This window comes from Curtobacterium sp. MCSS17_016 (genome assembly GCF_003234255.2).
In the GTDB taxonomy this organism is placed as follows: Bacteria; Actinomycetota; Actinomycetes; order Actinomycetales; family Microbacteriaceae; genus Curtobacterium; species Curtobacterium flaccumfaciens.
In genome coordinates this window covers 3265691-3278187 of the sequence record NZ_CP126254.1, presented here as the reverse complement: position 1 = coordinate 3278187, position 12497 = coordinate 3265691, and the positions used below count along the sequence as shown (strand labels likewise).

The following is a 12497-nucleotide window of genomic DNA, read 5'->3' as shown; positions in this document are numbered from 1 at the left end:
CGCGCCTGCCGGACGTCCGTCGCCGCTACGATGGCGGGGTGTCCAGTGATACCGCTCAAGACGTCCTGACGCGCCAGCAGAACGACCCCGCCTTCGACTCGGTGTGGGACGAACTGCAGTGGCGCGGTCTGGTGCAGGTCTCGACCGACGAGACCGCGCTGCAAGAGGCCCTCGACGGTGAGCCGATCACGTACTACTGCGGCTTCGACCCCACCGCGCCGTCGCTGCACTGCGGCAACCTCCTGCAGCTCCTGACCATGCGTCGGCTGCAGCTCGCCGGGCACAAGCCGCTCGCGTTGGTGGGTGGTTCGACCGGTCTCATCGGCGATCCGCGTCCCACGGCCGAGCGCACGCTGAACACGCCGGAGACCGTGGCGGAGTGGGTGTCCCGGCTGCAGACCCAGGTGTCCCGGTTCCTCAGTCCGGACGGCGACAACGGCGTCCGGCTGGTGAACAACCTCGACTGGACCGCACCGTTGTCGGCGATCGACTTCCTGCGCGACATCGGCAAGTACTTCCGCGTCAACTCGATGCTCAAGAAGGACGCGGTGGCCGCACGGTTGAACTCTGATGCGGGGATCAGCTACACCGAGTTCAGCTACCAGATCCTCCAGGGGCTCGACTACCGCGAACTCTGGCGGCAGTACGGGTGCACGCTGCAGACCGGCGGCTCGGACCAGTGGGGCAACCTGACCTCCGGTACCGAACTCATCCGTCGTGCCGAAGGTGCCACGGTGCACGCCCTCGGGACCCCGCTCATCACGAACTCCGATGGGACGAAGTTCGGCAAGAGCGAGGGCAACGCCATCTGGCTCGATGCCGAGATGACCTCGCCGTACGCGCTGTACCAGTTCTGGCTCAACACCGCGGACGCCGACGTGATCGCCCGGCTGCGGCAGTTCACGTTCCTGACGCGTGCCGAGATCGAACGACTCGAGCAGGTCGTCGCCGACGAACCCTTCCGACGAGAGGCCCAGCGGACCCTGGCGTTCGAGGTCACCTCGATCGTGCACGGAGTCGCGGCGACCCAGGCGGCGATCGATGCCGCGGCCGCGCTGTTCGGCAACGGTGACCTCGGTGCGCTCGACGTGGAGACCCTGCGGTCGGCGATCGCCGCGCTGCCGGGGTCGGTCACACTCGACTCCGGAGCGGACGTCGCACGGGCACTCGTGGAGACCGGACTCGTGAAGTCCCTCGGTGAAGCCCGCCGCGCGATCGACCAGGGCGGCGTCTCTGTGAACAACGTCCGGGCCGAAGACCCGGCCGCCCCGCTGTCCGGACTCGCCCTGCCCGGGGGAGTGCTCGTCCTCCGTCGTGGCAAGAAGACCCTCGCCGGAGTGACGCTCGCCTGATCCCGGTTGCTCGACCCCCTGCGATGCCCGGTTCCCCTGTGGAACCGGGCATCGTTGCGTCCGGGCGACGTGTGTTGCACAACGCGACACGCCCGGGATGGGGGCTGGCTTGGCGCACTCGCTCAGGGCTGCGTATAGTTCTTACTCGTCACCCCAAAGGTGCGGCGGAGCGGCTGGAGCGAAAGCCCAGAGCACGTCGGCCCTCAAGCGGGACCATCCTCCACTGAAGTTCAGATCTGGCCTTGCGCCGGATCGCTTCGACGCCTAGGATGACAAGCCCACCGGTTCTCTCCCCTCGGGATGAGCCAATGGACCTCCGGGTCCGACGAACAACCGGTGGCAGCCAAGAACACAAGCCTTGTGGCTGAAGCTCGAACTCGAGCCGAGGAGCAAGTGCGTCTGGTCCTTGAGAACTCAACAGCGTGCACATTGTCAATGCCAATTTATTGATTGACCTCGTGCCTGGTCGGCTTGCTGACTGGGTCATGAAGCAATTCCTTTTGGATTGAAGATTGTCAGTAGACAGTCAACAGTCAGAATCAACTCGGTCTGATGCCTTCGGGTGTTGGGTCTGTATTTTTTTACGGAGAGTTTGATCCTGGCTCAGGACGAACGCTGGCGGCGTGCTTAACACATGCAAGTCGAACGATGATGCCCAGCTTGCTGGGTGGATTAGTGGCGAACGGGTGAGTAACACGTGAGTAACCTGCCCCTGACTCTGGGATAAGCGTTGGAAACGACGTCTAATACTGGATATGATCACTGGCCGCATGGTCTGGTGGTGGAAAGATTTTTTGGTTGGGGATGGACTCGCGGCCTATCAGCTTGTTGGTGAGGTAATGGCTCACCAAGGCGACGACGGGTAGCCGGCCTGAGAGGGTGACCGGCCACACTGGGACTGAGACACGGCCCAGACTCCTACGGGAGGCAGCAGTGGGGAATATTGCACAATGGGCGAAAGCCTGATGCAGCAACGCCGCGTGAGGGATGACGGCCTTCGGGTTGTAAACCTCTTTTAGTAGGGAAGAAGCGAAAGTGACGGTACCTGCAGAAAAAGCACCGGCTAACTACGTGCCAGCAGCCGCGGTAATACGTAGGGTGCAAGCGTTGTCCGGAATTATTGGGCGTAAAGAGCTCGTAGGCGGTTTGTCGCGTCTGCTGTGAAATCCCGAGGCTCAACCTCGGGCTTGCAGTGGGTACGGGCAGACTAGAGTGCGGTAGGGGAGATTGGAATTCCTGGTGTAGCGGTGGAATGCGCAGATATCAGGAGGAACACCGATGGCGAAGGCAGATCTCTGGGCCGTAACTGACGCTGAGGAGCGAAAGCATGGGGAGCGAACAGGATTAGATACCCTGGTAGTCCATGCCGTAAACGTTGGGCGCTAGATGTAGGGACCTTTCCACGGTTTCTGTGTCGTAGCTAACGCATTAAGCGCCCCGCCTGGGGAGTACGGCCGCAAGGCTAAAACTCAAAGGAATTGACGGGGGCCCGCACAAGCGGCGGAGCATGCGGATTAATTCGATGCAACGCGAAGAACCTTACCAAGGCTTGACATACACCGGAAACGGCCAGAGATGGTCGCCCCCTTGTGGTCGGTGTACAGGTGGTGCATGGTTGTCGTCAGCTCGTGTCGTGAGATGTTGGGTTAAGTCCCGCAACGAGCGCAACCCTCGTTCTATGTTGCCAGCGGGTTATGCCGGGGACTCATAGGAGACTGCCGGGGTCAACTCGGAGGAAGGTGGGGATGACGTCAAATCATCATGCCCCTTATGTCTTGGGCTTCACGCATGCTACAATGGCCGGTACAAAGGGCTGCGATACCGTAAGGTGGAGCGAATCCCAAAAAGCCGGTCTCAGTTCGGATTGAGGTCTGCAACTCGACCTCATGAAGTCGGAGTCGCTAGTAATCGCAGATCAGCAACGCTGCGGTGAATACGTTCCCGGGCCTTGTACACACCGCCCGTCAAGTCATGAAAGTCGGTAACACCCGAAGCCGGTGGCCTAACCCTTGTGGAAGGAGCCGTCGAAGGTGGGATCGGTGATTAGGACTAAGTCGTAACAAGGTAGCCGTACCGGAAGGTGCGGCTGGATCACCTCCTTTCTAAGGAGCATCTGGTCAGTGCTGGTCGCCCATCATGGGTGGTTGGTTGCTGGTCCAGGCGCCTGTTTCGGACCGAACGTGTCCGACGGGTAGCTCATGGGTGGAACATTGACAGTGCAGTTGGGAGTGATGCTTCCGACCTCAGTACGCTCTGCTTGCAGGGTTGGGACGGGTCGTGGGTGGAGCTGCCGGCTGGTGCACGTTGTTGGGTCCTGAGGGACCAGGCTTCCTACTGTCACGTGAGTGGTGGTGGGGGTTGGGCCTACGGGTCCTTCGTCGGGCCAGGGTGAACCTACCGTTGTGGTGGGGGAGTGCTGGTGCCGATCGTATGTTGAGAACTACACAGTGGACGCGAGCATCTTTGATTCGCGTCATCCATGATCCGCCTTCGGGTTGGTGTGGTGTGACGTTGGATCGCAATTTTAATCTTTGTGGTCAAGTTTCTAAGAGCAAACGGTGGATGCCTTGGCATCTGGAGCCGATGAAGGACGTAGAAATCTGCGATAAGCCTCGGGGAGCTGATAATCGAGCTGTGATCCGAGGATTTCCGAATGGGGAAACCCCGCCAGGCGCTTTTGCGACCTGGTGACTCCCGCCTGAATATATAGGGCGGGTAGAGGGAACGTGGGGAAGTGAAACATCTCAGTACCCACAGGAAGAGAAAACAACATGTGATTCCGTGAGTAGTGGCGAGCGAAAGCGGATGAGGCTAAACCGATCATGTGTGATAGCCGGCGGGCGTTGCATGGTCGGGGTTGTGGGACACGTCACTCAGTTCTGCCGGACTGGGACGGTTACAGCGCATCATAGTCGAACCGGTTTGAAAGCCGGGCCGTAGTGGGTGCCAGCCCCGTAGACGAAATGGTGTTATGGCCGGATGTGTATCCCAAGTAGCACGGGGCCCGAGAAATCCCGTGTGAATCTGTCAGGACCACCTGATAAGCCTAAATACTCCCAGATGACCGATAGCGGACAAGTACCGTGAGGGAAAGGTGAAAAGTACCCCGGGAGGGGAGTGAAATAGTACCTGAAACCGTTTGCTTACAAACCGTCGGAGCCTCCTTAGTAGGGGTGACGGCGTGCCTTTTGAAGAATGAGCCTGCGAGTTAGTGATATGTGGCGAGGTTAACCCGTGAGGGGCAGCCGTAGCGAAAGCGAGTCTGAATAGGGCGTTTGAGTCGCATGTTCTAGACCCGAAGCGAAGTGATCTATCCATGGCCAGGTTGAAGCGACGGTAAGACGTCGTGGAGGACCGAACCCACTTCAGTTGAAAATGGAGGGGATGAGCTGTGGATAGGGGTGAAAGGCCAATCAAACTTCGTGATAGCTGGTTCTCTCCGAAATGCATTTAGGTGCAGCGTTGCGTGTTTCTCGCCGGAGGTAGAGCTACTGGATGGCCGATGGGCCTCAACAGGTTACTGACGTCAGCCAAACTCCGAATGCCGGTGAGTGAGAGCGCAGCAGTGAGACGGTGGGGGATAAGCTTCATCGTCGAGAGGGAAACAACCCAGACTACCAACTAAGGTCCCTAAGCGTGTGCTAAGTGGGAAAGGATGTGGAGTTGCACAGACAACCAGGAGGTTGGCTTAGAAGCAGCCACCCTTGAAAGAGTGCGTAATAGCTCACTGGTCAAGTGATTCCGCGCCGACAATGTAACGGGGCTCAAGCACACCACCGAAGTTGTAGATTTCGCACTATAGACAAGCCTTCGTGGTTCAGTCGTGCGGAGTGGTAGGAGAGCGTCGTGTGGCGAGTGAAGCGGCGGAGTGATCCAGCCGTGGACGCTACACGAGTGAGAATGCAGGCATGAGTAGCGAAAGACGGGTGAGAAACCCGTCCTCCGAAAGACCAAGGGTTCCAGGGCCAGGTTAATCCGCCCTGGGTAAGTCGGGACCTAAGGCGAGGCCGACAGGCGTAGTCGATGGACAACGGGTTGATATTCCCGTACCGGCGAACAACCGCCCAAGCTAATCCAGTGGTGCTAAGAGTCCTAACCCGGTACAACCGGATCCCTTCGGGGTGATGGTGGCCGGTCTAACGCTCGACCCCATGCTGGTGCGGTTAGCGTATGAACAGGTGTGACGCAGGAAGGTAGCTGAGCCAGGCGATGGTATCCGTAAGGTGAACCTGGTGTAAGGATGTAGGGCTGACGATAGGCAAATCCGTCGTCTGTATGCCTGAGATCCGACGCGTACCCGTAAGGGGAAATCAGTGATCCTATGCTGCCGAGAAAAGCATCGACGCGAGGTTGCAGCCGCCCGTACCCGAAACCGACTCAGGTGGTCAGGTAGAGAATACCAAGGAGATCGAGAGAATCGTGGTTAAGGAACTCGGCAAAATGCCCCCGTAACTTCGGGAGAAGGGGGGCCGGACACGTGACCGGATTTACTCCGTGAGCGTTGAAGGCCGCAGAGACCAGTGGGAAGCGACTGTTTACTAAAAACACAGGTCCGTGCGAAGTCGCAAGACGATGTATACGGACTGACGCCTGCCCGGTGCTGGAAGGTTAAGAGGAAGGGTTAGCCTTTGGGCGAAGCTCTGAATTTAAGCCCCAGTAAACGGCGGTGGTAACTATAACCATCCTAAGGTAGCGAAATTCCTTGTCGGGTAAGTTCCGACCTGCACGAATGGCGTAACGACTTCCCAGCTGTCTCAACCGCGAACTCGGCGAAATTGCACTACGAGTAAAGATGCTCGTTACGCGCAGCAGGACGGAAAGACCCCGTGACCTTTACTACAGTTTGGTATTGGTGTTCGGAGTGGCTTGTGTAGGATAGGTGGGAGACTGTGAAGCGGGCACGCTAGTGTTCGTGGAGTCATTGTTGAAATACCACTCTGGTCACTTTGGATGTCTAACGTAGGACCCTGATCGGGTTCATGGACAGTGCCTGATGGGTAGTTTAACTGGGGCGGTTGCCTCCCAAAGAGTAACGGAGGCGCCCAAAGGTTCCCTCAACCTGGTTGGCAATCAGGTGGCGAGTGTAAGTGCACAAGGGAGCTTGACTGTGAGACTGACAGGTCGAGCAGGGACGAAAGTCGGGACTAGTGATCCGGCAGTGGCTTGTGGAAGCGCTGTCGCTCAACGGATAAAAGGTACCTCGGGGATAACAGGCTGATCTTGCCCAAGAGTCCATATCGACGGCATGGTTTGGCACCTCGATGTCGGCTCGTCGCATCCTGGGGCTGGAGTAGGTCCCAAGGGTTGGGCTGTTCGCCCATTAAAGCGGTACGCGAGCTGGGTTTAGAACGTCGTGAGACAGTTCGGTCCCTATCCGCTGCGCGCGTTGGAAATTTGAGAAGATCTATCCCTAGTACGAGAGGACCGGGATGGACGAACCTCTGGTGTGTCAGTTGTTCTGCCAAGGGCACCGCTGATTAGCTACGTTCGGACCGGATAACCGCTGAAAGCATCTAAGCGGGAAGCCGTCTTCGAGATGAGATTTCCATGCACCTTGAGTGTGAGAGGCTCCCAGCAGACTACTGGGTTGATAGGCCGGATGTGGAAGCGGGGACTAACGACCCGTGGAGCTGACCGGTACTAATAAGCCGAAGACTTGATAACACACTGATTTCCGTGCACTTGTTGCACGGGCTCGCGTCCACTTTGTGGTTCCCGACAGACGATCGGGAATCGAAACTGAATACACCGCTCTGCCCTCTTCACGGAGGGCAGCAGCCGGGACAGATTTGAGACCAGATCATGGTCGAAGGTGTTCCGGTGGTCATAGCGAGAGGGAAACGCCCGGTCACATTCCGAACCCGGAAGCTAAGCCTCTCAGCGCCGATGGTACTGCAAGGGGGACCTTGTGGGAGAGTAGGACGCCGCCGGACTTAACGTATGAAAGATGTGGCCATCGGCCCTCCATCGAGAATTCGCAGGGGAAACCCTCGTTCTCGGTCGGGGCCGGTGGCCATTTCTGTTTCTGCCGCCGTTCGCTCGACGCCGGCTCTGGTTCGTGATGGACTGGAGGCCGACGTCGGTTGACCGACGCGGCACCCAACACAACGACACAGCGGACGAACGCCCGAGGCACTGCACCGGGCACGCGATGAGGAGCAACGGTGGCGAACGACGACGATCAGCGGCGGAACGACGGGGACCGCGGAGATCGACCCCGGCGGGACGGCGACCGGTTCCCGCGTCGCGACGGCGCTCCGCGTCGGGACGGCCAGAGCGATGGTCGTTGGTCGTCCGGTCCTCGTGAGTTCGAGCGCCGCGAAGGCGACCGTCGTGATCGTCCGCAGGGTGGAGACCGTCCGTTCCGTGACGGTGTACCCCGCCGGGACAGCGCTCCGCGTCGCGATGGGGATCGTCCGTTCCGGTCCGGCGACCGGAACGACCGTCCGTCGTGGCAGGGCGACCGTGGTGACTCCGGCCGGCCGCCGCGTGGCGATGGTCCGCGCGGTGCCGATCGTCCGCGACGCGATGGCGATCGTCCGTTCCGTGGTGGCTCGGACCGCCCGGCTCGTGACGGTGATCGTCCGTTCCGTGGCGGGAGTTCTGACCGTCCGCGCCGTGACGGTGACCGCCCGTTCCAGGGTGGTTCTGACCGTCCGCGTCGTGATGGCGATCGCCCGTACCGCGGTGGATCGTCCGATCGTCCCGCTGGTGACGGCGACCGCCCCTACCGCGGTGGATCGTCCGACCGCCCGGCGCGTGACGGCGATCGCCCGTACCGCGGTGGCCCGTCAGACCGCCCGGCTCGTGATGGTGATCGTCCGTACCGTGGCGGGTCGTCGGACCGGCCCCGCCGTGACGGGGACCGACCCTTCCAGGGCGGTTCTGACCGTCCGCGTCGCGATGGCGACCGCCCGTACCGCGGGGGCTCCGATCGTCCCGCTCGTGACGGGGACCGTCCGTACCGCGGGGGCTCCGATCGTCCCGCTCGTGACGGGGACCGTCCGTACCGTGGTGGTTCGTCCGACCGTCCGTACCGTGGTGGTTCGTCCGACCGTCCGTTCCGCGGGGGTTCGTCGGATCGCCCGGCTCGCGACGGCGGCGAAGACCGTCGTCGTTTCGGTGACGGCAGCCGTCACGCCGGCGCCCGTTTCGGTGAGGCCGCGCGCGACGACTGGGAAGACCGCGACCCCTACGGCACCAAGTCGATCCGTCCGCGCCACGACGACCCGGAGATCCCCGAGGAGATCCAGGCGCGCGACCTCGACCCTGCGGCCCGGATGGAGCTGAAGACCCTCAGCAAGGACAACGCCGACTGGGTTGCGCGTCACCTCGTGGCTGCAGCGCTCTTCGTCGACGACGACCCCGAGACGGCCAACCAGCACGCCCTGAGTGCTGCTCGTCGTGCCGGTCGTGTCGGTGTCGTCCGCGAGACGGCCGCGATCACCGCGTACCGCCTCGGCGACTTCGCCACCGCGCTCCGGGAGCTCCGCACCTACCGTCGGATCTCCGGTCGCAACGACCAGCTGCCGATGATGGTGGACTGCGAGCGTGGCCTGGGCCGTCCGGAGCGGGCACTCGAGCTCGGTCGTTCGGTCGAGCGCTCGGCCCTCGAGACCCCGGTGCAGGTCGAGCTCGCGATCGCCATGTCCGGCGCTCGTCTCGACCTCGGGAATCCCACAGCCGCCCTCGGCGAGCTGGAGATTCCACAGCTCGACCCGTCCACCGCCTACACGTGGTCCCCCGCGCTCTACAGTGCTTACGCGGCCACGCTCGAGGAGCTCGGTCGACAGGACGAGGCCGACGAATGGTGGGCCCGTGTGGACCGCGCGGCAGCGGCCCTCGCCGAAATCGCGGACGACAACGCTTGGGAGACAGTTGATGTGGTCGAGGAAACGCTCGAAGTCGAAGAACACGGAGACGCCGGAGACGACGCCGCCGATGACCTCGGAGCCGACGACGTCGCGACCGACGAACTCGACGGCGACGACGAATCCGCCGACGACATCGACGACGACCTCGATGACGAACCCGCCCTCGACGACCTCGACGACGACACCTCCGCAGCCGACGAGCCCGGCGAGATCGACGACGACAACCCCCGCGACGTCGACGGCTCCGCAGCCGGCTGAGCACTCGGCGGCCTTGACCGACGGCGTCGACGTGGTCCTCACCGACCTCGACGGCGTCGTCTACCGGGGCCGCAACGCCATCCCGCACGCGGTCGAAGCCCTGACCCGGGCGTCGCTCACGGCGCGGGTCGGCTACATCACGAACAACGCATCGCGCCGGCCGATCGACGTCGCCGAGCACCTCGAGCGCTACGGGCTCGAGGTGTCCGAGGGCGACGTCGTCACCTCGTCACAGGCTGGCGTCCAGCTACTCGCGACCCTGGTGCCGGCCGGAGCGACCGTCCTGGTCACCGGCGGGCTCGGGCTGTCCAGCATCGTCGAGGAAGCCGGGTTCACCGTCACCTCGAGTGCCGAGGACTCCCCGGCCGCGGTCATCCAGGGCTTCTCACCGGACCTCGGTTGGAAGGAACTGGCCGAGGCCTCCTTCGCCCTGGCCGACCCGGACGTGCCGTGGGTGGCCACGAACATGGACTGGTCGATCCCGGTCGAGCGGGGCATCGCGCCCGGCAACGGCACGCTCGTGTCCGCCGTGCACCAGGCGGTCGGCCGGATGCCCGTGGTCGCCGGCAAGCCCGAGCGGCCGATCTTCGACACGGCGGTCGAGCGCTTCGGCGGCGGTCGGACCCTGTTCATCGGGGACCGGTTGGACACCGACATCAAGGGTGCGAACGACGTCGGGATCCCGAGCGTGCTCGTGCTCACCGGCATCGACAAGGCGAAGCAGGTGCTCGCGGCCGACCAGCGCTCGCGTCCCACCTACGTGCTCGAAGACCTCCGCGGGCTGTCCCAGCCGTACCCGGAGACGGTGCGGCGCGAGGACGAGGACGGCACCCGGTACGTGACCGTCGGTACTGCGACGGTGGCGATGCGCGGCCACGTCGTCCGGGTGCTCGACGCCGGGACGGACATCGATCGGCTCCGTGCCGGCTCGACGCTCATCTGGGAGTCCGGGTTGGCCATCTACGGCCTCGACGTGGACCCGCAGCTGTACGGCGGCGAGTAGCGTGTCGGACGTGCCGAACCCCGAGCAGCCGTCCGCCGAACCCGAGCAGCAGGACGCCTTCGCCGCGCGCACCGCCGAGGCCGAGGCCCTGCCGCTCGCCGACCGCGCCGACGCCTTCTCCGCCCTGCACGACGAGCTGCGGACGCGGCTCGAGAGCGGCGGCTCCGCGAGTGCCTGAGCCGGACGGAGCCGTGCACGACGCGACCCAGGTCCGCCTCGACGCCCTCCTCGCTGCACGCGGGCTCGCACGGTCGCGCACCGTCGCCAGCAAGCTGATCCAGGACGGCCGGGTGCTCGTGGGTGGCCGTGCTGTCCTGAAGCCGTCGACGCCGATCGCGTCCGACGCGGACATCGAGGTCGACGCCGCGGACGAGTGGGTCTCGCGCGCGGCCCGGAAGCTCGTCGGTGCACTCGACGCGTTCGACGTCGACCCTTCCGGTCGGGTCGTGCTCGACGTGGGCGCGAGCACCGGCGGGTTCACCCAGGTGCTGCTCGCACGCGGCGCGCGCCGTGTCATCGCGCTCGACGTGGGGCACGGACAGCTGCACCCGACCATCGCGCTCGACGAACGCGTCGCCGTGGTCGAGGGGACGAACGCGCGGAACCTCACGCGCGCCGACTACCTGGCGCTCGACGGCGCCGCCGCCGAGACGAGCCTGGTGGTGGGGGACCTGTCCTTCATCTCGCTCCGACTCGTGCTGCCGGCGCTGGCCGAAGCCGTCCCCGCGGACGAGTTCGTGCTCCTGGTGAAGCCCCAGTTCGAAGTGGGTCGTGGCGGTGTGCGCGAGGGCATCGTGCACGACGCCGGGCTCCGGAACGACGCGCTCATGAACGTGCTGTGGGCGGCGTGGGACCTGGGCCTCGGCACCAGTGGGCTCGCCGCGTCCCCGATCGTCGGGACACACGGCAACCACGAGTACCTGGCCCGCTTCCAGCGCGGTGTCGGGGGCAATCCGACAGAATGGAGAGTCCGGGCGACCGAACTCACGGAAGGGTCTTCATGAGTGACGAACGGCACATCCTGCTCGTGTCCCACACGGGTCGCCGCGACTCGATCGACGCTGCGGTCGAGGTCTGCGACCTCCTGCACGCAGCCGGTCTCACGCCCGTCATGCCCTTCGACGAGTACGCCGACATCCGTCGTGCCGAAGCGTCGGTCGGCAAGGTCGACATCCTCGGCGTCGACGTCCAGCCGAACCAGCTCGAGATCGTCATCGTGCTCGGTGGCGACGGCACGATCCTCCGCGCGGCCGAACTCGTGCGGAACACCGGCGCTCCGCTGATCGGGGTGAACCTCGGGCACGTCGGGTTCCTGGCCGAGAGCGAGCGTGACGGCCTGTCCGAGACGGTCGAGCGCGCGCTGTCCGGCGAGTACAACGTCGAGGAACGCGTCACCCTGCAGGTCGACGTGGTCGTCGGCAACCAGATCGTCTACTCGAGCTGGGCGCTGAACGAGGCCACGATCGAGAAGGCCTCCCGGGAACGGATGCTCGAGGTCGTCACCGAGGTCGACGGCCGCCCGCTGTCGTCGTTCGGCTGCGACGGCGTGGTCGTGTCGACCCCGACCGGCTCCACGGCGTACTCGTTCTCCGGCGGTGGCCCCATCGTGTGGCCGGACGTCGACGCGCTGCTCATGGTGCCGCTGAGCGCCCACGCCCTGTTCGCCCGACCGATCGTCGTCGGGCCGGACTGCACGCTCGCGATCGAGGTCCTGCGGCGCACGAGCGGCGTCGGTGTCCTCTGGTGCGACGGCCGACGGACCCACGACCTGCCCCCGGGCGCCCGAGTCGAGGTCCGGCGTTCGCCCGACCCGGTGCGGGTCGCCCGCCTCAAGGACGCTCCGTTCACGGACCGCCTGGTCGCGAAGTTCCAGCTGCCCGTCGCCGGGTGGCGCGGCCCCCAGAGCGACGAGGACGACCGATGAGCACGGAGGACGACCGATGATCGGCGTGGAAGGGTGCAGCATCGCTTCCGCCGGGTCAGCCGTGGCGCAGGGAACGACGGAGGACG

7 protein-coding genes and 3 rRNA genes are annotated in these 12497 nt (G+C 63.7%); all 10 read left to right on the top strand.

Features of this window, described 5'->3' with window-relative positions; genetic code table 11:
* Positions 1–38: 38 nt before the first annotated feature.
* The 10 genes from tyrS to DEJ19_RS15440 all read left to right on the top strand — a co-directional run bounded on the left by tyrS (position 39) and on the right by DEJ19_RS15440 (position 12411).
* Entirely contained in the window at positions 39–1352 is a 1314-nt protein-coding gene (gene tyrS / locus DEJ19_RS15485; protein ID WP_111095341.1) for a tyrosine--tRNA ligase, read from the top strand.
* A gap of 580 nt (positions 1353–1932) precedes the next feature.
* Positions 1933–3454 (top strand): 16S ribosomal RNA (locus DEJ19_RS15480).
* Positions 3455–3887: 433 nt separating this feature from the next.
* A 23S ribosomal RNA gene (locus DEJ19_RS15475) occupies positions 3888–7016 on the top strand.
* Between the two features lie 152 nt (positions 7017–7168).
* Positions 7169–7285: ribosomal RNA gene (gene rrf / locus DEJ19_RS15470) — 5S ribosomal RNA — on the top strand.
* Together the 16S, 23S and 5S rRNA genes form the textbook arrangement of a ribosomal RNA operon.
* A 433-nt stretch (positions 7286–7718) precedes the next feature.
* Positions 7719–8642 carry a hypothetical protein gene (locus DEJ19_RS15465; protein WP_181441483.1) on the top strand — a complete coding sequence of 308 codons (924 nt, stop codon included), beginning with the start codon at positions 7719–7721 and terminating at the stop codon, positions 8640–8642.
* Positions 8633–9484 carry a tetratricopeptide repeat protein gene (locus DEJ19_RS15460; RefSeq protein ID WP_110864218.1) on the top strand — a complete coding sequence of 284 codons (852 nt, stop codon included), beginning with the start codon at positions 8633–8635 and terminating at the stop codon, positions 9482–9484. Before DEJ19_RS15465 ends, DEJ19_RS15460 begins: the two co-directional genes overlap by 10 nt.
* Positions 9485–9497: 13 nt before the next feature.
* Complete coding sequence (locus DEJ19_RS15455) at positions 9498–10487, top strand: HAD-IIA family hydrolase (protein ID WP_111032681.1); 990 nt, start codon at positions 9498–9500, stop codon at positions 10485–10487.
* 10 nt (positions 10488–10497) lie between these two features.
* Positions 10498–10665, top strand: a complete 168-nt coding sequence (locus tag DEJ19_RS15450; RefSeq protein WP_181422652.1) for a hypothetical protein — start codon at positions 10498–10500, stop codon at positions 10663–10665.
* Positions 10666–10678: 13 nt separating this feature from the next.
* Positions 10679–11491: a TlyA family RNA methyltransferase gene (locus DEJ19_RS15445; RefSeq protein ID WP_258377357.1), complete on the top strand. Its 813-nt coding sequence runs from the start codon at positions 10679–10681 to the stop codon at positions 11489–11491.
* Positions 11488–12411, top strand: a complete 924-nt coding sequence (locus DEJ19_RS15440; RefSeq protein WP_071245131.1) for an NAD kinase — start codon at positions 11488–11490, stop codon at positions 12409–12411. Before DEJ19_RS15445 ends, DEJ19_RS15440 begins: the two co-directional genes overlap by 4 nt.
* The last annotated feature ends 86 nt before the right edge of the window (positions 12412–12497 follow it).

Coding starts and splice junctions, on each gene's coding strand:
- DEJ19_RS15460 (WP_110864218.1), top strand. CDS start 8,633: ATGGAGCTGAAGACCCTCAGCAAGGACAACGCCGACTGGGTTGCGCGT.
- DEJ19_RS15440 (WP_071245131.1), top strand. CDS start 11,488: ATGAGTGACGAACGGCACATCCTGCTCGTGTCCCACACGGGTCGCCGC.